Origin of the sequence: Rugosimonospora africana (assembly GCF_016862975.1) — a bacterium.
Taxonomy (GTDB): domain Bacteria; phylum Actinomycetota; class Actinomycetes; order Mycobacteriales; family Micromonosporaceae; genus Rugosimonospora; species Rugosimonospora africana.
On the sequence record NZ_BONZ01000054.1, the window covers coordinates 17,940 to 38,318 of the forward strand.

The following is a 20,379-nucleotide window of genomic DNA, read 5'->3' on the forward strand; positions in this document are numbered from 1 at the left end:
GATCTTTCGAGCGATTAGTGCCGATACGCGGTGCTGTTCGTCGATGAGAGTCAGCGCCGCACGAGCCCGGCCACCGCGGCGGTCGCCGCGGCGGCCACCCCGGCGATCCCGGCCGTCACCAGGCCGTGGTGCTGGGAGGCCCACAGCTGGACGCTGCGCGAGGTCGACCGGTCGTCGAACCGGCCGTGCGCACCGTAGTCCGGGCCGTTCTCGTCGTCGACCGGGTGCCACAGGTTGGCCGGCTGGTCGGCCTCGTGCCTCGGCTTGTCCTGCTGCGAGGAGTACCCGGTCCGGGCCAGGTACCGGTCGAGGATGCCGGGCGCGATCGCGTTGGCCAGCAGGGTACCCGCGGTGGAGCCGCCGACCCAGTACTCGCGGCGGCGCGGATGGTCGGCGGCGTACGCGATGCCCCGCGCCACCACCTCCGGCTGGTAGATCGGCGGTACCGGCTGCGCCTTGTTGGAAAGCCGCGACTTGACCCAGTCGAACTGCGGAGTGTTCACCGCCGGCAGCTGCACCATGGTGACCCGCACCTTGCTCTTGTCGTGCAGCAGCTCGCAGCGCAGCGACTCGTTGAAGCCCTGGATGGCGTGCTTCGCGCCGCAGTACGCACTCTGCAGCGGGATGCCCCGGTAGGCCAGCGCCGAACCGACCTGGACGATCGTGCCGGCGTCCCGGGGCAGCATGCGGTCCAGCGCGGCCCGGGTCCCGTACACGTACCCGAGGTAGGTGACCTCGGTGATGCGCTTGAACTCGGCCGGCGTGATCTGGGTGAACGGCGCGAACACCGACGAGAACGCGTCATTGATCCAGACGTCGATCGGGCCCAACTTCTCCTCGATCATCGCCGCCGCGCCGTCGACCGCCTCGTAGTCGGCGACATCCACCTCGATCGCCAGCGGAGTGCCACCGGCGGCCATCACGTCCTCGGCCGCCCCGTCCAGCCCGTCTGCGCCGCGTGCGAGCAGCGCCACCTTGTCGCCCCGCGCTCCGAAGAGCCGGGCAACCGCCCGGCCGACCCCGCCGCTGGCCCCAGTCACCACGATCACCCGTTGCGCCACGTCACACCTCCGTTGGCCGATTGCTCCGCTTGCTGCGTACCCGATGATTCGGGACTGAAATCCTCGGGTAACGCCGCGCCATGCGGCTGCGACGCAGCGCGCCGGACAGCCCCGGCTACACCAGGCGGCGGCGCGGGTCCGGTTTCAGCTACCTTGACCAGCACGGCCGGCCTCTGACCGACGCGGATGAGCTGGATCGGTGCCGTGCCCTGGTTATTCCGCCCGCGTGGCAGGATGTCTGGATCTGTCCGGATTCTGCGGGACACATCCAGGCCGTCGGTACCGACGTGGCGGGTCGCCGCCAGTACCTGTACCACCCGCACTGGCGACTGCGCCGCGACCGGCGCAAGTTCGACCGGGTCCTGGTCGTGGCGGCGCAGCTGCCCCGGCTGCGCCGGCGGGTCCGTGCCGACCTGGCCGACCGCGAGCTGTCCCGGCGCCGGGCACTGGCGCTGGCCGCCCGGCTGATCGACCTCGGCCTGTTCCGGGTCGGCGGGGACGAGTACGCCGACGGGGAGGACGCGACCTACGGCGTGGCCACCCTGGATGCCGGACATGTGACCCTGAACGGGCACACCGTGCACTTCCGGTACCCCGCCAAGGGCGGGATCCAGCGGGAGATCAGCATCACCGACCCGCACGTGTCCGCGACCATCCGCGCACTGCGCCGCTACCGCCGCCAGGGCGACCGGTTGCTGGCCTACCGCAGCGGCGGCCGCTGGGCCGCGATCCGCAGCGGCGACGTCAACGAGTACCTGCGCGCCGCCAGCGGCTGCGAGATGAGCGCGAAGGACCTGCGCACCTGGCACGCGACCGTACTGGCCGCGGTGGCACTGGCCCGCATGGAGCTGTCCGCGTCGCCGACCAAGGCACGTCGCGCGGTGGCCCGGGTCATGCGCGAGGTGTCCGCCCAACTGGGCAACACGCCGGCCGTGTTGCGGGCGTCGTACGTCGATCCGCGCGTGGTGGACCTGTTCCACCGGGGTACCACGATCGAGCCGCCGTCGCGCGGCCGTCGTACCGGACCGTCCGCGGAGTCGGCCGTACTCCAACTGTTGAGTGGCCGCACCGCGAGGCGGACCACCTCGGCCGGCAGGGGTGCGGCACTGTGACCGGAACGCTGCTCGGCGGGCCCGGCCTCACCATCGCGGCCGGGTTCGGCGAGTCGATGCGCGAGAATCCGCTTGAGGTCGTGGTACGGCTGCTCGTCGCGTTCGTGCTCAGCTACGCGCTGGGCTACGAACGCGAGCTTCGCGGCTCACCGGCCGGAGAACGCACCTTCGCACTCATCGGCGTCGGGAGCGCCCTGGTGGGTCTGCTGGCCGGACACGGCAGCCCGAATGCCCTGGTGGGCGCCGTCACCGGTGTCGGGTTCATCGGCGGCGGGCTGGTCTTCCGGGTGTCCACCCAGCAGGGCGACGTGCTGCGCGGCATCACCACCGCCGCGGCGATCTTCGCGGTGGCCACGATCGGCTCCGCGTGCGGCGAGGGCTTCCTGGTCGCCGCCAGCGTGGGCGACGCCCTGCTGTTGCTGGTGTTGGAGTTCGGGCGGATACCCGGGTTGAAGGCGCTCGACGCCCGGCGGTGGGCGGACCGGTTCGGCGACGACGAGGAGTACCGCGGCCTGCCCCGCAAGGAGGGGCCGAACCCGGTAGCGCGCCGCGACTCGGACGAGGAGTCGGGCAAGGGAGGGGGTACGGGGGATTGACCGGCCGCCGCCCGGGTAACAAACGGACATGCGTACCGACGACACCTACCCTCGCAAGCTCGTCGACCCGGCCGCGGACGGCATCCCCGAGGTCGCGGACGACGACTCGACCGCCAACGACGACATCGACGCCACCTCGGGACGCATCGCCGACGGAGAGAACCCGATGGCCCTGCCGGGTGACCGCGAGGACGGCCCGATCGCGCTGGATGAGTTCGGTACCACCGCCGACGAGCAGCTCGCCGGCCAGGACCTGGACTCCCGGCTGGCCCGGGAGGAGCCGGAGGTGGCCGAGGCCGGGTTGCCCAGCACCCGCTTCCAGGACAGCGAGTCGACCTCCCCGGATCCGCGGCTCGAGTCCCAGGTCTCGATGTATGACCGGCCGGGGGTGGACCCGTTGTCCGAGGACCGGATAGGTCGGTTGGTGCAGCCGGACGAGGGCTCGTACAACGACACCGAGACGGACGCGATCGGGTACGACGCCGGAGCCGCGGGCGGCGGCGCCAGCGCCGAGGAGGCCGCGATCCACAAGATTCCCGAGGAGTGACGCCTCCCGGGCCGGGGACGGCGATGACCGGGGCACCGCTCGTGGCGGTGCCCCGGTTCCCTTGTGGCGACTCAGCTGGGCAGGTGCCACTGCTGGTTGGCGCCACCCGAGCAGTCCCAGATCTCCAACTGGGTGCCGTCGGCCGAGTTGCTGCCCGGGACGTCCAGGCAGCGGCCCGAGTTCGGGTTCACCAGCGTGCCGTTTGACTGCGGCGTCCAGATCTGCGCGGCGCTGGCGTTGCAGTCGTACAGCTGGATCAGGATGCCGTTGGCGGTGCCGCTGCTCGGCACGTCCATGCACTTGCCCAGCGCGGAGAGCGTGCCGTTGGCGTTCACCGTCCACTGCTGGGCGCCGGTGTTGTTGCAGCCGTACAGCTGGATGTGGGTGCCGTTGGTGGTACCGCTGTTGGCCACGTCCACACACTTGCCGGCCAGGCCGGTGATGGCGCCGGTCCGGGTTCCGCTGCCGCCGCTGCCCGGCCCGTACACCTCCAGCTCGTAGATGCGCGCGGCGTTGTTGCCGTTGTTGGTCGGCGTGTTCGCGGTCAGGCGCACGTACCGGGCCGACCGGGTGGCGATCGGGTTGTAGGTGCGGCTGGCCCGCGAGCCGGTCACCGTGGCGGCCGTGCTCCAGGTGGAGTTGTCGGTACTGGTGGCGATCGTGTACCCGCCGGTGTTCCATCCGGTCGTCTCGCCGCCCAGCCCGGCGTGCTTGACCACGAACGCGCCCACGTTCTGCGCCGAGCCCAGGTCCACGGTCAGCGAGGCGCCGGCCACCGTCGAGCACCACTTGCTGTTGTTGGCCAGCGATCCGTCGACCGCGTTCGCGCTGCCCTCGGTCGACGAGCACGCCGTCGACGCGGTGGTCGCCTTGCCCGCCGCCAGGTTCGTGCCCAGATTCGGGGCGGCCGGCGGCTGGGCGGCGCCGTCGGTGAACGACGGCGGTACGTCCGAGGCGCCGGTGCCCCAGGAACTCGGGGAGCCGCCCATCGTGTACGCGAGCGTGCCACCGGCCGCCAGGTCCGGGTACCGCAGGTAGTTGTGCGTGGTGCCGGAACCGTTGACCGACAACGACTGCACGTACGATCCGCTGCCGCTGGCCGTGATGTTCACGTTTCCGGCGGCCCGCTGGATCAGGATCGACGGGAACGACGGCCCGTGCAGCGCGAGGGTGTCCGCACCGGGTGTCGCCGGGTACATGCCGAGCGCCGCCCACACGTACCACGCCGAGGTGGCGCCCAGGTCGTCGTTGCCCGGCAGGCCACCGGCCGCGGTGTTGAAGCCCTGGCTCATCACCTTGTGCACCGCGTCGGCGGTGCCGGCCGGGTCACCGGCGAAGTTGTACGCCCACGGCACCCCGTGCTCGGGCTCGTTGCCGATATAGAAGTACGGCGTGGTCAGCCCGCCGTTGACCTGAGTGAAGTGGTGGTTGAGGCGCTGGACCGCGGTCTGTGCGCCGCCCATCAGGTTGATGAGCCCGGAGAAGTCGTAGGTGACCATCCAGGTGTACTGCGCCGGGTTGCCCTCGGTGTACCCGCTGTTGCTCGCCGGGTTCACCGGCCACGCCCAGGAACCGTCGCTGCTGTGCGGGCTCACGTACGAGGAGTCCGGGTTGAAGGTGTTCTGCCACCACTGCGCCCGGGCCGAGTACGTGTTGTACAGGGTGGTGTTGCCCAGCGCCTTGGCGAACTGCGCGATGGCGAAGTCCGACGCCGAGTACTCCAGCGAGTCCGACGGGTCCTCGATGACGTAGTGCCGGGACAGGTAGCCGCTCTCCCGGCCCCGGATGGGACTGCCCTGCGCGGTACCGCCGTTGCTCGACTTGTCCATCAACGACAGTGCCGCGGCCGTGTCGAAGTTGCGGACACCGAACTGGTACGCGCTGTCCACGATGATCGGTCCGGGATCGCCGGTCATCACGAAGTCCTCGGCGTTTTCCTGCGACCACTTCGGCAGCAGGCCGCCCTGCTGGCCGTCGAGCACCATCGACTTCACCACGTCGGTCATCACGTCTGGCGCGACGAACGCGACCAGCGCCGCCCAGGATCGGTAGATGTCCCAGCCCGAGTAGTTCTGGTACACCGTCATCCCGCTCGCCGTGTGGGTGGCGTGGTCGAAGCCGGAGTACTGGCCGTTGGTGTCGCTGGCCACGTTCGGGCTCTGGAACACGTGGTACAGCGCGGTGTAGAACTTCTGCAGGTCCGCCGTCGCGCCGCCGGACACCTGGATCCGGTTGAGCATGGTGTTCCACGTCGTGTTCGCGTTCGCGCGTACCGTGTCGAACGCGCCGGTCTCCGCGGCCAGGTTGGCCTGCGCCCCGGCCACGCTCACGTAGGACAGCGCGACGGTCGCCTGGACGGTCGGGTTGCTGGTGGTGTCGAACGTGACGTACGCGCCGGTGTTCGTGCCGCTGGTGCTGCCGGAGCCCGCCGAGACCGTACCGCCGCTCCACGTACCGTGCGCGGACGGCGCCCGGTCGAACTGGATCGCGAAGTAGATCGGGTACGTCTTCGACGAGCCGCAGAACCCGCCGGCCGTCACGTTGCCGGTGACGGTCGAGCCGCTGACCGTCACCGAGCCGCTGCGGCTGCCGGTCGCGCTGCGACTGGTGTTGATCAGCAGCTGAGCACTCGTGGTGCCGGGGTAGGTGAGACGGGCCACCCCGGTACGCGTGGTCGCGGTCAGTTCGACCGTGGTCGAGTACTTGTCCAGCCGAGTCTTGTAGTAGCCCGCGGCGGCGGACTCGTTGGCCTTCGTGTACCCGGAGGCATAGCTGGTCCAGCCGGTGCCGGGCGAGGTCGACAGGCTCCCGGTGACCGGCAGCAGGTTGAGATCCTCGTTGTTCGGGCAGCCGGCACCGTCGAAGTGGGTGAGGCTGAAGTCCTCGATGCTGGTGTCGCGGGACCGGTAACCCGACGGGGACGCGGTCGGGGTGTCCGGGCTGAACTGCACCATGCCGAAGGGCACCTCGGCCCCGGGGAATGTGCTGCCGCCGGCACCGCCGGGTACGGGGTTGGGCGCGTTGCTGTCGTCGGTACCGATGAACGGGTTGACGTACTGGGTGAGGTTGAGCGTGGCGGCGTGCGCCGGCGTACCGCTGATGGCCAGGCCGGCGAGCGCCAGCAGGCCGGCGGATAAGGCGCTGAGGACACTACGGGTCGGGCTTCGGGACATGTCGACCTCCTCCGGGGGTGGTCGATGACAACGTTGTCTCGGACCGTCCGAAGCTCTCCGGTTCGTCGCTGGTGGAAGACAACGTTGACATCGATCTGTGTCGACTCATCAATAGTTGAGCTGATCGATGGTGTCAATAGCTGGCGGTACTACCGCCGGTCGAGCGATCCCTCGGGCGTCAGGTGGCCGTTGCCCGGCTTTGGCACAGTTCGATCAACCGCTCCAAGGCGGGCACCGGCTTGCCGGTCTGCGCTGCCATCAGCGCCACGGCGACCAGGGCATCGAGAGCCAGGATCGGCTCGGCTCCGTCCGAGCCCGGTGCATGGAGTCCGCCGAAGCCGTTCACCTCGTCCGCGAGCGCCTCCAGTCGCGGGTCGTTCCGGTCCCAGCCGGCGGCCTGGTCGGCGGTCAGGTACAGCCGCTGGAAGGCGGGGTCCTCGAACATCGCCTGCTTCTGCAGCGCCCACCCCGGCACCTGATCGGGGTACTGCGCCACCAGCAGGATCCACGAGTCGCGCTCGGTCCGCACCGCCTCAGGGCTGAGCCCGATCTCCTGGATGCGGTCCAGCAGGACCACGACCTCCTCCGGCAGGAACAGCCGGTCGCCGGCGGATAGTTCGGCGATCCGGCTGCGGCGCCTCTTCAAGTCTCTGATCTGGTCCTTCAGATCGTCGTCGATCGCCGCGACTGAGGACGAGAACTGTGCGGGCGAGGCTCCGGTCAGCTCCTCGATCCGCGCCAGCGGGACGCCCGCGTCCGACAGGGTCTTGATCCGCACCAGCGTGACGATCGCGTCGGCTCCGTAGCGCCGGTACCCCGAGACATCGCGCGCCGGCTCGGGCAGCAGGCCCCTCTGGTGGTAGTGGCGGATGGCCCGCACCGTCACGCCCAGATAGGCCGCGACCTGGCCGATCGTCAACAACGATGACCCCCGAAAAACTCGTGGAACAGACCGCTTGACCTTGACCCTGCGTCGGGGTCGGACGCTCTATCCATGAACACGACGACAACGTATCGGCAGGCTACCGGAGCCGCCTTCGCCCGGCCCGCCGCGATCACCGCGACCGGCCTCCGCAAGTCCTACGGCGACCAGCTTGTCCTGAACGGTCTCGACCTGACCGTCACCGCAGGCACGGTCTTCGCCCTGCTCGGTCCGAACGGCGCCGGCAAGACCACCACGGTGCGGATCCTCTCGACGCTGATCGAGGCCGACGGCGGCCAGGCGCAGGTCGGCGGCCATGATCTGGCCCAGGATCCCGGCGGCGTGCGGGCCTCGATCGGGGTCACCGGTCAGTTCTCGGCCGTCGACGGCCTGCTGACCGGCCGGGAGAACCTGATCCTGATGGCGGACCTGCACCACCTGGGACGAGGCGAGGGTCGGCGCCGGGCCGACGCCCTGCTGGAGCGGTTCGACCTGGTCGAGGCCGCGAAGAAGCCCATTTCGACCTACTCCGGCGGCATGCGTCGCCGGCTCGATCTGGCAATGACCCTGATCGCCGGCCCGCGCCTGATCTTTCTCGACGAGCCGACCACGGGCCTGGATCCGCGCAGCCGCCGCGAGCTGTGGGAGATCATCCGCGGTCTGGTCGCCGACGGGGTCACGATCTTCCTGACGACGCAGTACCTGGAAGAGGCCGACCAACTCGCCGACCGGATCGCCGTGCTGGACCAGGGCAAGCTGGTGGCCGAAGGGACCGCGGCCGAACTCAAGCGCCTGATCCCCGGCGGCCACGTCCGGCTGCGGTTCGCCGACGCGCCGCGCCTGGAGGCGGCTGCCCGGATCCTCGAGGTGACCTCACGCGACGACGACGCACTGACCCTGCAGATCCCGAGCGATGGCGGGGTCGCGTCCCTGCAGTCCCTTCTCGACCAGCTCAGGGCCGAAGCCATCAGCGTCGAGGAGCTCTCCGTGCACACCCCGGACCTGGACGACGTCTTCCTCACCCTGACCGGCAAGCGCAGCAACCCCGCCACCGACAAGGAGATCTCCGCATGAGCACCCAGACCTACGCCCTGACCGACACGGCCACGATGCTGCGGCGCAACCTACGTCACACCCTGCGTTATCCCTCCATGACGATGGGGTCCGTCTTCGGCCCGGTGATCATGCTGTTGCTCTTCGTCGGAGTCCTCGGCAAGACGCTGGGCGCCGGGATCGCCGCGGCGGGCGGGCATCACCTCGGCGGGTACATCGACTACATCGCGCCCGGCGTGATCATCACGGCGGTGGCATCGGGCAGCATGGCCACGGCAGTGGCGGTCTGTGCGGACATGACCGAGGGCATCGTCGACCGGTTCCGCACCATGCCGATCGCCCGAGGCTCCATCCTGACCGGACACGTGATCAACAGCATGATCACGACCGTGGTGAGCACAGCGTCGGTGATCGCCGCCGCGCTGGTCCTGGGCTTCCGGCCCACCGCCCATCTCGCCGCCTGGGCCGCCGCGGCCGGACTGCTCCTGCTGCTGACCTTCGCCCTGACCTGGCTCGCGGTGGCGATCGGGCTGGTCTCGGGAACGCCCGAGGCGGCCAGCAACAGCCCGCTGCCGATCATCTTCCTCCCGTTCATCGGCAGCGCCTTCGCCCCCGCCGGCTCGATGCCGCCCGGCGTCCGCCAGTTCGCCGAGTACCAGCCCTTCACCCCCGTCATCGAAACGATCCGAGGTCTGCTGACCGGCACCCCGATCGGCCACAACGGCATCTTCGCGATCGGCTGGTGCATCGTCATCGGCCTCGGCGGCTACCTCTGGGCCCGCACCGGCTTCAACCGGAACCACGTCCGCTAACGCGCGTCGGCTCCCCACCGCGTCTCGGCTCTCTACCGCGCCTCGGCCCCCTGCCCCGCGTCGGCCACGATCGCCACCGACGTCACGTCGTCCAGCCGGTACCCGACGCCCCGCACGGTCGAGATCACCGGCCCGGGCTCGCCCAACTTGACCCGCAGCCGGCGGACGTGCACGTCCACGGTGCGCTCGCCGCCGACCATCTCGTGGCCCCACACCTGGCGCATGAGCTGGCTGCGGCTGAACACCCGGCGCGGGTGCTCGCACAGGAACGTGAGCAGGTCGTACTCCCGGCGCGTCAGCCGGATCGGCATCCCGGCCCGCAGCACCAGCCGCGAGTCGAGGTAGATGCGCAGCACCGGTACGGCGGCCGGCGGCTCGGCGCCGCGCACCAGCCGCGGGCGCGGCCAGGCGGCCCAGCCGTCGAGCGGCGCGCCCGCCCCCGGGCGGTCGGCCACGGCCGGGTCGCCGGCAGCCCACCCACCCGCGGCCGTCGGCCGGCCGGCCAACGCGGCAGCTTGCTCACCCGCGGCGGTCGGCCGGCCAGTCAGCGCGACGGGCTCCGTCCGCACACCCGAGACGGCCGGCTCCGGCACGCCGCTGGGCCCGCGCACACCGCCGGCCTCACGCAAGCCGACCTGCTCGCGCAAGCCGACCTGCTCGCGCAAACCGAACGGCTCGCGCAAGCCGACCGGCTCGGGTGACCCGACGAACTCGCCCATCGCGGTCCGGCCGCCCGGCGCCGGATCGGTCGCGTGCGTCACGCTCACGCCCGCCGGGCCGGCCAGCGCGGCCACGGTCTCCAGCAGGCCGGCCACGGCCGGCGGCAGATTCTCGCCAAGCACGTCGATGCGCAGGGTGACGATGACCGAACTGGTTGACGCGTCCCGCTCGGCCACGCCACCCGCGGCGGCGAGCCCGAGGCGCGGATATCCGGTGGTGCTCCGGTCGGCCGTGCTCCGATCACTGAGGCTCCGGTCAGTCGGGCTCCGGTCGGTGAGGCTTCGGTCGGTGGTGGTCAGGTCGGGTGCGGTGGCTGCCGGCATGGTTTCTCCCTTGCGACTGGTCTGGCTCGGCGCGTCTGACGCCGCGCCGCGACCCAGACCAGTCGGTGCTGGTGGCGTGGATCGACCGGTCCGGCCTGTCCGATTGGTCTGGCTCGGCGCGTCTGACGCCGCGTCACGACCCAGACCAGTCGCGGAGCCGCGTCGCGTCCGCGGATCCGCGCGCCGTCCAGTCGGCGATCGCAGTGGCTCCGACATCCGGTCCCGGCCGCGCCGGCGGTCCCTGAACATCGGGACGGTCACAGAGAGGTGCGAGCGGCCACCGGACAGCGGCAGTCGAAGTGTTCTCCGCGCCGGGAAATCCACATCGGATCGAGCAACGCCGGGCTCATGCCGGCAATCATACCAGCTAAGCCTATCGGAATAGTAGGGTAACCATCGGGACGCAGCCGGAGCCGCCCCGTGTCACCGTCTCCCGCGCTCCCACGCCCGTTGCGCAAGCGGGTAGATTCCCGGCGTGAACACCATGCGGATCGGCGTGCTCGGCGCGGCCCGGATCGCGCCGGCGGCCATAATCAAGCCGGCCCGGCAGGTCCCCGACGTAACGGTGACGGCGATCGCCGCGCGGGATCCCGGACGGGCCCGCGCGTTCGCCGCGAAGCACGCGATCCCCACGGTGCATCCGGACTACGAGCAGCTGCTCGCCGATCCCGACGTGGACGCGGTCTACATTCCGGCGCCGAACGGACTGCACGCCCGCTGGACACTCGCCGCGCTGGCGGCGGGCAAGCACGTGCTGTGCGAGAAGCCGCTGGCGTCCAACGAGACGCAGGCGCGCGAGGTGGCCGACGCCGCGGATCGGGCCGGGCTGGTGGTCATGGAGGCGTTTCACTACCGGTACCATCCGCTGCTCGCCCGGGTGGAGCAGCTGCTCGGCGAGGGGGCGATCGGCGCCGTACGGCACGTGCACGCCTCGATGTGCTTCCCGCTGCCCAAGTTCTCCGACATCCGGTACCGGCTGGATCTGGCCGGCGGCGCGATGATGGACGCCGGCTGTTACGCGGTCAACGCGCTGCGCCTGGTCGGCGGCGAGCCCGAGGTCCTCTCGGCACAGGCCACCCTGCACTCCCCCGGTGTCGACCGGGCGATGACCGCACGGCTGCGCTTCCCCGGCGGCGCGAGCGGTGCCGGCGCGAACGAGGCAGGGGTGAGCGAGGCAGGGGTGAGCGGCGCAGACGCGACCGGCTCAGTTGCTACCGGCGGAGAAGCGACCGGCGAGCTGGTCACCAGCCTGTGGTCGCGGCACCTGCTCTCGCTGTCCCTGCGGGTCACCGGTGAGTCCGGCTGGCTGCGCGTGTTCAACTACCTGATGCCCGGCATGTACCACCGGCTGACCTGGCGGGCCGGCGGGCGTACCCACCGGGAGCGGGTACCGGGCGACGCGACGTACACGCATCAGCTGCGCGCGTTCGTCGCTGCGATCCGCGACGGCGCCCCGGTGCCGACATCGGCCCGAGACGCGGTGTCGAACATGCGCGTCATCGACGACATCTACCGCGCCGCCGGCCTGGCGCCGCGCGAGTAGGAGGGAACGCCCGATGAACGACCCGAAGCCAGAGACCCCCATCGAGGCGCGCCCGACTGAGTCACTGTCCGGCTACTCCCGGATCGACACCACGGTCGCCCACCCGGCCCGGCGTTACGACTACTTCCTCGGCGGCAAGGACAACTTCGCCGCCGACCGGGAGTCCGGCGACAAGCTCATCGCGGCCTTCCCCACGGCGCGCCTGACCGCGCTGGAAAATCGCGGCTTCATGCGGCGCGCGGTGGCCTATCTCGCCGGCCAGGCCGGCATCCGCCAGTTCCTCGACATCGGCACCGGCATCCCCACCAGCCCCAACACCCACGAACTCGCCCAGGCCATCGCGCCCGAGTCCCGGATCGTCTACGTGGACAACGACCCGATCGTGCTGGCCCACGCCCGAGCCCTGCTCACCAGTACCCCCGAGGGTGCCACCGCCTATCTCGACGCCGACCTGCGTCAACCCGAGCAGATCCTCGCCCAGCCCGACCTGCGCGCCACCATCGACCTGACCCAGCCGGTCGCCCTCATGCTCGTCGCCGTCCTGCATTTCATCCCGGACGGCGACGACCCGTACGGCATCGTCGCGCGACTGGTCCGCGCCCTTGCCCCGGGCAGCTACCTGGTCATGTCGCACGCCACCTTCGACTTCCTGCCGGCGCGGACGGTGGACCGGGTGGACCAGATCACCGGCCCGGAGACGTTCCGTGGCCGCTCGAAGGCGGAGTTCGGCGCGTTCTTCGAGGGGCTCGAGTTCATCGATCCGGGCATCGTGTCGGTGGCGCACTGGCGGGCTGAGCGCGAGCCGCAGCCCCGGCCCAGCGCCGCGGAGGCGGCAGTCCACTGCGCGGTCGCCCGGGTGCGCTGATCCGCCACCAGCCCTCCGGCCGTCGCTCGGGCCGAAAGGCGGCTCGTGGCGGTGCGCGTCGACCGCCCGTGCCAGCGGGCGGGATCGCCGGCGGGGGTCGCCCGTGCCGGCCGGTCGCCGGTACGGTGGCGTGACCGGATTCGAGGGGGTCGCGCGTGAGCGGTCAGCAACCAGAGACGCCCGCGGAACCGGCCCCGGGGGGCATTGACACCGGTGTCATGCATCCGGCGCGGCGCTACGACTACTTCCTCGGTGGCACGACCAACTTCGCGGCGGATCGGCAGTCCGGGGACCGGATGATCTCGACCTTCCCCGGGATCCGGGTCGGCGCGCTGGAAAACCGGCGCTTCCTGCGCCGCGCGGTCGCCCACCTGGTCGCGGAGGCCGGCATCCGCCAGTTCCTCGACATCGGCAGCGGCATTCCCACCAGCCCCAACACCCACGAGGTCGCGCAGGCCGGCGCCGGCGACGTGAGCGTGGTCTACGTCGACAACGACCCGATCGTGCTCGCCCACGCCGGCGAGCTGACCGCAGGCGAGCCGAGCGCAGGCGAGCCGAGCGGCGGCGGCACCACGTTCATCCAGGCGGACCTCCGCGAGCCCGGACGGATCCTGGACCACCCCGACCTGCGCGCCACCCTGGACCTGTCCCGGCCGGTCGCGCTCATGCTCGTCGCCGTTCTGCACTTCTTCCCGGACACCGGGCACGCGCACCGGCTCGTCGGGTCGCTGGTGCGCGCCCTCGCCCCGGGCAGCTACCTGGTGATGTCGCACGGCACCTTCGACTTCCTGCCTCCGCAGGCCGTCGCCCAGCTCGGTCACGTCGCCACCGGCGAGTCGGTTCACCCCCGGTCGAAGGCGGAGTTCGCGGGATTCTTCGACGGACTCGAACTGATCGACCCGGGCATCGTGCCGACCCCGCAGTGGCGGGCCGAGAACGAGCCGGTCCCCCGGCCCACCGCCCTCGAAGCGGGTTGCTACGCCGCCGTCGCCCGGATCCCGGGCTGACCGGGGCGCCCCCGGGCTCTCCTTGATCCGCGGCTACTACGCTGGGGAATCGTGACCTACAGCGCGGCTGCCGACCGATACGACACGATGACCTACCGGCGTTCCGGGCGCAGCGGCGTCCGGCTACCGGTTATCTCCCTGGGCCTCTGGCACAACTTCGGGCATGACCGACCGATCGGGGTGCAGCGCGACATCTGCCGTCGCGCGTTCGACCTCGGCGTCACCCACTTCGACCTGGCCAACAACTACGGCCCGCCGTACGGCAGCGCCGAGGAGAACTTCGGGCGCGTGCTCGCCGCCGACCTCGCCCCGTACCGGGACGAACTGATCATCTCGACCAAGGCCGGGTACGACATGTGGCCGGGCCCGTACGGTGAGTGGGGCTCGCGAAAGTACCTCACCGCCAGCCTGGACCAGTCCCTGCGCCGGCTCGGCGTGGACTACGTCGACATCTTCTACTCCCACCGATTCGACCCGGACACTCCGCTCGAGGAGACGATGGGCGCGCTGGACTCGGCGGTACGGGCGGGCAAGGCGCTGTACGTCGGCATCTCCAACTACTCCCCGGAACAGACCACCCAGGCGGCCAGGATCCTGCGCGAACTGGGCACCCCGCTGCTGATCAACCAGCCGAGTTACTCGATGCTCAACCGGTGGGTCGAGGACGGTCTGCTCGACGTGCTGGAGGCCGAGGGGGTCGGCGGGATCGCGTACTCGCCGCTGGCGCAGGGCCTGCTCACCAACCGGTACCTGGACGGCATCCCGGCCGACTCGCGCGCCGCCACCAGCCGGTTCCTGTCCGAGCGCGACCTGACCCCGCAGCGCCTGGCCACCATCCGCTCGCTGAACGAGGTCGCCACCGGGCGCGGGCAGAGCCTCGCCCAGCTGGCCCTGGCCTGGGCGCTGCGCGATCCGCGGATGACCTCGGTGGTGATCGGAGCCAGCAGCGTACGGCAGCTGGAGGACAGCCTCGCGGCGACGGCGAACCTCACCTTCACCGACTCCGAACTCGCGCAGCTCGACGCGATCGTGGAGGCGGCGTGAAGGCCGTAGCGCTCGACGAGTACGGCGGCCCGGACGTGCTGTCCCTCCGGGAGCTGCCGGACCCGGTCCTGTCCCCGGACGGTGTGCTCATCGACGTGCGCGCCGCCGGCGTGAACCCGGTCGACTACAAGATCCGCGAGGGCTACCTGCGCGGGCTGTTCCCGCACCACACCCCGCTGATCCCGGGCTGGGACGTGGCAGGGGTGGTCGCCGCGGTCGGGCCGGCGGTGACCGCGTTCGCCCCGGGCGACGAGGTCTACGCGTACGCGCGCAAGGACAGCGTGCAGTGCGGCACGTACGCGGAGCGGGTCGTGGTGGCCGACCGGGCGGTCGCCCGCAAGCCGGCGTCGCTCAGCTTCGCCCAGGCCGGCGCGGTGCCGCTGGCCGGGCTCACCGCGCTCCAGTCGCTGCGCGAGGTCGGCGTGCACTCCGGCGAGACCGTGCTGGTACACGCCGCGGCCGGCGGGGTCGGGCACTTCGCGGTACAGATCGCGCTCGCCATGGGCGCCGCGCGGGTCTTCGGTACGGCGTCGGAGGACAACCACGACTTCCTGCGTTCGCTGGGTGCCGAGCCGCTGGCGTACGGCGCCGACCTGCCGGAGCGCCTGGCGCAACTGGTGGGCGGGGACGGCAAGGTCGACGCCGCAGTGGACTACATCGGCGGTGAGGCGCTGGCCCAGTCCCTCCTCGTGGTGCGCGACCCGGCCCGGCACGGCTCGATCGTGGACAGCCGGGGCGTACTCGACCAGGGCGGCCGGTACACGTTCGTGCGGCCGGACGGCGACGGCCTGGCGTACCTGGGCACGCTGGTCGCCGAGGGCGCGCTGCGGATCGAGGTGGCCCAGGAGTTCCCGCTGGCCCAGGCGGCCGACGCGCAGCGGCTCGTCGCGGGCGGCCACGTGCGCGGGAAAGTCGTCCTGACGGTGTGAGGATCCGCCCGGTCACCCCGGCCCGGTTGGTCGACGAGCTGGCCGGGCGGATCACGGCAACCCCGGCCGCCGGCTTCGTGCGGGTCGGGTTCGACGGCGCGGACTCCGCCGAGCCGGGCGCGCTGGCCGACGCGCTGGTCGATCCGCTGCGGGTACTGGGGCGGCCAGCGGTCCGGGTGGACCTGGCCGACTTCCTGCGCCCCGCCTCGGTACGGCTGGAGCTGGGCCGGAACAACCCGGACTCGTTCTACGAGCGGTGGTACGACCTGGCCGCGCTCTCCCGGGAAGTGCTCGGGCCGCTGGCGCCGGGCGGGTCCGGGCGCATCGTGACCACGTTCTGGAACCCGGACACCGACCGGTCCAGCCGACCGTCCTATGTGGATGTACCGACCGGCGGCGTGCTGTTGCTGTCCGGCCCCCTGCTCCAGGGCGCCGGACTCGACCTCGACCTGGTCGTGCACTGCGCGCAGTCGCCGGCCGCGCTGGCCCGCCGTACCCGCGAGGAGCTGCGCTGGACGCTGCCCGCGTTCGACCGGTACCGGGACGAGGTGGATCCGGCCAGCCTCGCCGACGTGGTGGTCCGGGTGGATGACCCGGGCCACCCGGCGCTGGTGGAGGCGTAGCGCCGGTAGAGGCACAGGGCTGGTGGCGGCACAGGCTGGTCGAGACATGGCGCCGGTCGAAACTACATCGAAACTCTTGCATGCCTCAGGGTCCCCGGCCAGACTGGTGGAATCCCACGGAAGCCGGGCCGAGCGTCACGGGAGCCAGCCCTCGCCCGCATCCGTCAGTCCCTTCGCAGGGCATACCGGGCTGTCCCCTGCCTCCATTCCCGTGCCCGCCCCGCTGGTCGCACCCGCCGGCGGCCGCGGTCGCGCACGCACCGGAGGTTCCCTCGATGAACCGCACTGCCACCGGACGGCTCGCGGCCTCGCTGGTCCGGCTCAAGGGCCGGCCGGCGATGCTCTTCCCGCTCGCCGCCGCCCTCCTCCTGCTCGTCACCATCGCCTGGCAGCTGGGCCAGACCAACAAGGCCACCGCCGACGTGACCGAGACGACCTCGGTCAGCGCCGGCCCCGCCTCGTTCAGCCAGCAGGCCCCGACCGGAAACCCGTCGGACTACAGCAGCCAGCTCGAACGCTGCAGCCACGGCGTGAACTACCCGCTCACCGGCGCCAACCCGATCCTGTCCGAGCCGCTGACCACCGCGTTCACCAGCAACGTGCCGCTGTCGGTGAAGGTGGTGTTCAACGGCAACCAGTGGTACGGCACGTACCAGCTGGTCTTCACGAACCGGTCGAGCACCCCGCTCAACGTGGACTGCGCGGTGATGATCTTCCGCGCACCGTCCCACGCCGACCAGCACTACTACTTCAACCAGGAGGCCACCGGGCACCCGCAGTCGGACTACCTGGAGGTTCCGCGGAGCGACGGCACCTCGTTCTACATCGTGCGCCTCGGCTTCCACGACGTGGCCGCGGCCCAGCAGACCGGGTACCCGAGCGAGACCTTCGCCTGGCAGATCGGCGTCGCCCCGTCCACGGCGATCACCGCCGAGCAGATCCGTGACTCGATCCGCTTCACCGCCGATCTGAACCTGTCCTCGAACACCAGCATCATCCAGCACTACGGCACCAACCGGCTGGCCAACTGACCCGGCGGGAACCCGGCCGGCGCAAACCGGCCGGGCGACCGGTCTGGAGGAATTTGTGCGCGTCAGGAAGGTAGTCGTTCCGCTGCCAGTGCTCGTGCTGGCCGTGCTCGTGCTGGCCGTGTCAACGGCCGGGCTGGCCGGCTGCGGCGCGGCAGCGCCGACGGCATCGGGCTCGGGTAGCGCCGCGTCGGCCAACCGCGCCGCCGCGGTCGACAACCCCGAGGCGGCCACGGCCACGGCACAGACGGAATTCGGCCTGCTGGCCGGCGGGGACTTCGGCGGCGCCTGGGAACTGTGGAGCCAGGACGCGCAGCGGTCCATCACCCGTACCGACTTCGTCGCGCTCAACACGGCCTGCCCCAGCAAGGGTGTGGCGGCCCAGGTGGTCGCGACCCGCCCGGTAAACGACGGCGAGGTGGACATCGACTGGACGCGGGGCTCGCAGTCCGGCACCGCGAGCCTGCTCTACGCCGGAGGAACCTGGCGGTACCAACCCAGTGAGTCCACTTTGGACAATTATCGGCTCGGCGTGGACAAGCTGGTCGCCCAGCTGCGCGCCGCCCACGAGTGTTGAGGACGGACCAACATGCGAATCTCTGCACGCCGCCGCCTCCCAGCGGCGATCGCGGCTGTGGCCGTGGGAATCGGCGCGGCCACCGTTGCCGTGCTCGCTCCCGGCTCGGATGCCAGTGCGGCCAGCGGATGCCAGGTCGCGTACCGGGTGAACCAGTGGAGCGGTGGATTCGTCGCGTACGTCGACGTGACCGCCGGTACCAGCCCGGTGCACGGCTGGACGGTCACCTGGACGTACTCGGCCGGCCAGCAGATCACATCGTCCTGGAGCGCACAGGTCAGCCAAAGCGGCTCGGCGGTGACCGCGACCAGCATGAGCTACAACGCCGACCTGGCCGCCGGGGCGACCACCGAGTTCGGGGTGCAGGGCACCTCGGGGGCGAGCAACCCGGTACCCACCGACCTGGCGGTGACCGGGTCGGGATGCGCCGGTACGGGTACTCCCTCGACCACCCCGTCCCCGTCGCGCAGCGCGTCGCCGAGCCCGACCCCGTCGCGCAGCGCCTCGGTGAGCCCGACTCCGTCGCGCAGTCCGTCACCGAGCCCGACGGTCACCCCACCGACCAGCCCACCGCCGGCCGGGTGCGGCTCCGCCACGGTGTGCGACGGCTTCGAGAACCAGGCCGCCGGTACGCCGTCCGGCGACTGGGCGATCAGCTACCCGAACTGTTCCGGCTCGAGTACCGCGACCATCGACACCACGACGGCCCACAGCGGCGGCAAGTCCCTGCGCGTCAACGGCGCCGCCGGCTACTGCAACCACATCTTCGTCGGGCCGACCCGCAGCCTGACCGGGATCGGACCGGTCTGGTACGCCCGCTTCTACGTGCGCCACACCACCGCGCTGCCGGCCGCCCACGTGGCGTTCGCGGCCATGCGGGACGCCGCGGACGGCGGCAACGATCTGCGGATGGGCGGGCAGAACGGTGCCCTGCAATGGAACCGGCAGTCCGACGACGCGACCCTGCCCGAGCAGAGCCCGACGGGCGTGTCGCTGTCCGTACCGTTGCCCACCAACCAGTGGACGTGCGTGGAATTCATGGTGAACGGCACCGCGGGCACCATGCAGACCTGGGTCAACGGCACCGACGTGGCCGGCCTGCACGAGGACGGTACGCCGACCCAGGACGTCGACCGGCAGTGGCTGTCGCGTGCCAACTGGCGCCCCCAGCTCACCGACTTCCGGCTGGGCTGGGAGGCATACGGTGACGGCGCGGACACCCTGTGGTACGACGACGTCGCGCTGGGTGCGACCCGGATCGGCTGCTGAACCCCGCACCCGCACTGGGATAATGGCGCTCATGTCACGCACCGAAGCCGTCGTCGACCTCTCCGCCATCGAGGCGAACGTGGCCAGGCTGGCGGCCGCCACCTTCGCCGAGCAGACCCGGGCTCGGGTGATGGCGGTGGTGAGCGGCGGCGGCTACGGACACGGGTTGCTCCCGTCGGCCCGCGCAGCGCTGGCCGGCGGGGCAACCTGGCTCGGCGCCGCGACCGTCGACGAGGCCCTGGCGTTGCGCGACGCCGGGATCACCGCGCCGGTCTTCACCTGGCTGTGGACGCCGGACGACCTCGCCCGGGCAATCGGCTCCGACATCGACCTGGCTGTCTCCGGGCCGGACGAGCTGCGCGCGGTACGCGCGGCGGCGAACGAACTCGGCCTGATGGCCCGGATCCACCTGGAGGTCGACACCGGGCTGGGGCACAGCGGCAGCGGCGTCGCGGACTGGCCCGACCTGCTCGACGCGGCGGCGAAGGCGCAGACCGAGGCCGAGCTGGTGGTGATCGGGGTGTGGAGCCAGCTCGCCCACGCCGACGAGCCGGAGCATCCGGCCAACGACGCGCAGCTGAACGCCTTCCACGACGCGCTGCACCACGCGGCCCTGCACGGCATCGTGCCCGAGGTGCGGCACCTCGCCGACTCGGCCGGCGCGCTCGCCCTCCCCGGCACGCACTTCGACCTCGTCCGTGCCGGGACCGCCGTCTACGGCCTGTCCCCGGTCCCGCATCGCGGCGACCTCGGGCTGGTACCGGCGATGACGCTGCGGTCCCAGGTGGCGCGAGTCAAGCGGGTCGGTGCCGGCCCGGGCGCCTCCGGGCGCGCGGCCACCCTGGCCGTCGTGCCGCTCGGGTACGCCGACGGCATCCCGCGCGCCGCCGCTGGCGCGGCCTCGGTGGCGATCGACGGCGCGCGTTTCCCGATCCGCGGCCCGGTCGGCATCGACCACTTCGTAGTCGACGTCACCGGCGCACCGGTGAGCGAGGGCGACATCGCGGTGCTGTTCGGGCCGGGGCGCGACGGCGAGCCGCTCGCGCAGGACTGGGCCGCGGCCACCGGCACGATCCACGCCGAAATCGTCACCGGAATCGGACCGCGCGTGCCGCGCAGCTACCGTACGGATAACTGAGCCGGGCCCCCGTAGTCCGCGGGGCCCGGCTTCGGCG

The 20,379-nt window shown here is 71.4% G+C and carries 19 protein-coding genes; 15 read left to right on the plus strand and 4 right to left on the minus strand.

Annotated features, from left to right (window positions below):
• Window positions 1-50: 50 nt before the first annotated feature.
• On the minus strand, window positions 51-1,082 hold the full coding sequence (locus tag Raf01_RS27645) for an SDR family oxidoreductase (protein WP_203920973.1): 1,032 nt from the start codon (window positions 1,080-1,082) through the stop codon (window positions 51-53).
• A gap of 59 nt (window positions 1,083-1,141) precedes the next feature.
• Here Raf01_RS27645 and Raf01_RS27650 point away from each other — a divergent pair, with 59 nt between their 5' ends.
• From Raf01_RS27650 to Raf01_RS27660, 3 genes are read left to right on the plus strand one after another with little or no spacing between them, the layout of a single operon-like run.
• Window positions 1,142-2,173 carry a DNA topoisomerase IB gene (locus Raf01_RS27650; RefSeq protein WP_203920954.1) on the plus strand — a complete coding sequence of 344 codons (1,032 nt, stop codon included), beginning with the start codon at window positions 1,142-1,144 and terminating at the stop codon, window positions 2,171-2,173.
• Entirely contained in the window at window positions 2,170-2,769 is a 600-nt protein-coding gene (locus Raf01_RS27655) for an MgtC/SapB family protein (RefSeq protein WP_203920955.1), read from the plus strand. Before Raf01_RS27650 ends, Raf01_RS27655 begins: the two co-directional genes overlap by 4 nt.
• A gap of 28 nt (window positions 2,770-2,797) precedes the next feature.
• Window positions 2,798-3,316, plus strand: a complete 519-nt coding sequence (locus Raf01_RS27660; RefSeq protein WP_203920956.1) for a DUF5709 domain-containing protein — start codon at window positions 2,798-2,800, stop codon at window positions 3,314-3,316.
• A gap of 71 nt (window positions 3,317-3,387) precedes the next feature.
• Here the strand turns inward: Raf01_RS27660 and Raf01_RS27665 are convergent, their stop codons facing one another.
• Both Raf01_RS27665 and Raf01_RS27670 read right to left on the minus strand, forming a co-directional pair.
• On the minus strand, window positions 3,388-6,489 hold the full coding sequence (locus tag Raf01_RS27665) for a GH92 family glycosyl hydrolase (RefSeq protein WP_203920957.1): 3,102 nt from the start codon (window positions 6,487-6,489) through the stop codon (window positions 3,388-3,390).
• A 178-nt stretch (window positions 6,490-6,667) separates the two neighbouring features.
• On the minus strand, window positions 6,668-7,408 hold the full coding sequence (locus tag Raf01_RS27670) for a MerR family transcriptional regulator (RefSeq protein WP_239133965.1): 741 nt from the start codon (window positions 7,406-7,408) through the stop codon (window positions 6,668-6,670).
• A 75-nt stretch (window positions 7,409-7,483) separates the two neighbouring features.
• On the opposite strand from Raf01_RS27670, the gene Raf01_RS27675 reads away from it, so the two are divergent.
• Window positions 7,484-8,485 carry an ATP-binding cassette domain-containing protein gene (locus Raf01_RS27675; protein WP_203920959.1) on the plus strand — a complete coding sequence of 334 codons (1,002 nt, stop codon included), beginning with the start codon at window positions 7,484-7,486 and terminating at the stop codon, window positions 8,483-8,485.
• On the plus strand, window positions 8,482-9,276 hold the full coding sequence (locus tag Raf01_RS27680) for an ABC transporter permease (protein ID WP_203920960.1): 795 nt from the start codon (window positions 8,482-8,484) through the stop codon (window positions 9,274-9,276). The genes Raf01_RS27675 and Raf01_RS27680 overlap by 4 nt, the downstream gene beginning before the upstream one ends.
• A 32-nt stretch (window positions 9,277-9,308) precedes the next feature.
• Here the strand turns inward: Raf01_RS27680 and Raf01_RS50945 are convergent, their stop codons facing one another.
• A complete protein-coding gene (locus Raf01_RS50945) occupies window positions 9,309-10,319 on the minus strand; it encodes a winged helix-turn-helix domain-containing protein (RefSeq protein ID WP_373319583.1) in 1,011 nt (336 codons plus the stop codon).
• Window positions 10,320-10,803: 484 nt separating this feature from the next.
• Here Raf01_RS50945 and Raf01_RS27690 point away from each other — a divergent pair, with 484 nt between their 5' ends.
• The 10 genes from Raf01_RS27690 to alr all read left to right on the plus strand — a co-directional run bounded on the left by Raf01_RS27690 (window position 10,804) and on the right by alr (window position 20,342).
• Entirely contained in the window at window positions 10,804-11,862 is a 1,059-nt protein-coding gene (locus Raf01_RS27690; RefSeq protein ID WP_203920975.1) for a Gfo/Idh/MocA family protein, read from the plus strand.
• 13 nt (window positions 11,863-11,875) lie between these two features.
• Entirely contained in the window at window positions 11,876-12,727 is an 852-nt protein-coding gene (locus Raf01_RS27695; RefSeq protein WP_203920961.1) for an SAM-dependent methyltransferase, read from the plus strand.
• A gap of 218 nt (window positions 12,728-12,945) precedes the next feature.
• The gene (locus tag Raf01_RS27700) at window positions 12,946-13,734 is read left to right on the plus strand and encodes an SAM-dependent methyltransferase (RefSeq protein WP_203920962.1); all 789 of its coding nucleotides are present in this window, start codon (window positions 12,946-12,948) and stop codon (window positions 13,732-13,734) included.
• A gap of 51 nt (window positions 13,735-13,785) precedes the next feature.
• On the plus strand, window positions 13,786-14,778 hold the full coding sequence (gene mgrA, locus Raf01_RS27705; RefSeq protein WP_203920963.1) for an L-glyceraldehyde 3-phosphate reductase: 993 nt from the start codon (window positions 13,786-13,788) through the stop codon (window positions 14,776-14,778).
• Window positions 14,775-15,707, plus strand: a complete 933-nt coding sequence (locus tag Raf01_RS27710; RefSeq protein WP_203920964.1) for an NADP-dependent oxidoreductase — start codon at window positions 14,775-14,777, stop codon at window positions 15,705-15,707. Before mgrA ends, Raf01_RS27710 begins: the two co-directional genes overlap by 4 nt.
• A complete protein-coding gene (locus Raf01_RS27715; protein ID WP_203920965.1) occupies window positions 15,704-16,330 on the plus strand; it encodes a nucleoside/nucleotide kinase family protein in 627 nt (208 codons plus the stop codon). Before Raf01_RS27710 ends, Raf01_RS27715 begins: the two co-directional genes overlap by 4 nt.
• A gap of 275 nt (window positions 16,331-16,605) precedes the next feature.
• Window positions 16,606-17,361, plus strand: a complete 756-nt coding sequence (locus tag Raf01_RS27720; RefSeq protein ID WP_203920966.1) for a hypothetical protein — start codon at window positions 16,606-16,608, stop codon at window positions 17,359-17,361.
• 55 nt (window positions 17,362-17,416) lie between these two features.
• Window positions 17,417-17,935: a hypothetical protein gene (locus Raf01_RS27725; protein WP_203920967.1), complete on the plus strand. Its 519-nt coding sequence runs from the start codon at window positions 17,417-17,419 to the stop codon at window positions 17,933-17,935.
• A 12-nt stretch (window positions 17,936-17,947) separates the two neighbouring features.
• Complete coding sequence (locus tag Raf01_RS27730; protein ID WP_203920968.1) at window positions 17,948-19,204, plus strand: cellulose-binding domain-containing protein; 1,257 nt, start codon at window positions 17,948-17,950, stop codon at window positions 19,202-19,204.
• Between the two features lie 31 nt (window positions 19,205-19,235).
• Window positions 19,236-20,342 (plus strand): alanine racemase, encoded by a 1,107-nt coding sequence (gene alr / locus Raf01_RS27735; protein WP_203920969.1) that lies wholly within the window; start codon window positions 19,236-19,238, stop codon window positions 20,340-20,342.
• Window positions 20,343-20,379: the final 37 nt, after the last annotated feature.

What these genes read in the sequence shown, in the direction of transcription:
- Raf01_RS27650 (WP_203920954.1), top strand. Translation starts at nt 1,142, where the DNA reads ATGCGGCTGCGACGCAGCGCGCCGGACAGCCCCGGCTACACCAGGCGG.
- Raf01_RS27660 (WP_203920956.1), top strand. Translation starts at nt 2,798, where the DNA reads ATGCGTACCGACGACACCTACCCTCGCAAGCTCGTCGACCCGGCCGCG.
- Raf01_RS27665 (WP_203920957.1), bottom strand. Translation starts at nt 6,489, where the DNA reads ATGTCCCGAAGCCCGACCCGTAGTGTCCTCAGCGCCTTATCCGCCGGC.
- Raf01_RS27675 (WP_203920959.1), top strand. Translation starts at nt 7,484, where the DNA reads ATGAACACGACGACAACGTATCGGCAGGCTACCGGAGCCGCCTTCGCC.
- Raf01_RS27680 (WP_203920960.1), top strand. Translation starts at nt 8,482, where the DNA reads ATGAGCACCCAGACCTACGCCCTGACCGACACGGCCACGATGCTGCGG.
- Raf01_RS50945 (WP_373319583.1), bottom strand. Translation starts at nt 10,319, where the DNA reads ATGCCGGCAGCCACCGCACCCGACCTGACCACCACCGACCGAAGCCTC.
- Raf01_RS27690 (WP_203920975.1), top strand. Translation starts at nt 10,804, where the DNA reads ATGCGGATCGGCGTGCTCGGCGCGGCCCGGATCGCGCCGGCGGCCATA.
- Raf01_RS27695 (WP_203920961.1), top strand. Translation starts at nt 11,876, where the DNA reads ATGAACGACCCGAAGCCAGAGACCCCCATCGAGGCGCGCCCGACTGAG.
- Raf01_RS27700 (WP_203920962.1), top strand. Translation starts at nt 12,946, where the DNA reads ATGCATCCGGCGCGGCGCTACGACTACTTCCTCGGTGGCACGACCAAC.
- Raf01_RS27720 (WP_203920966.1), top strand. Translation starts at nt 16,606, where the DNA reads ATGAACCGCACTGCCACCGGACGGCTCGCGGCCTCGCTGGTCCGGCTC.
- Raf01_RS27730 (WP_203920968.1), top strand. Translation starts at nt 17,948, where the DNA reads ATGCGAATCTCTGCACGCCGCCGCCTCCCAGCGGCGATCGCGGCTGTG.
- alr (WP_203920969.1), top strand. Translation starts at nt 19,236, where the DNA reads ATGTCACGCACCGAAGCCGTCGTCGACCTCTCCGCCATCGAGGCGAAC.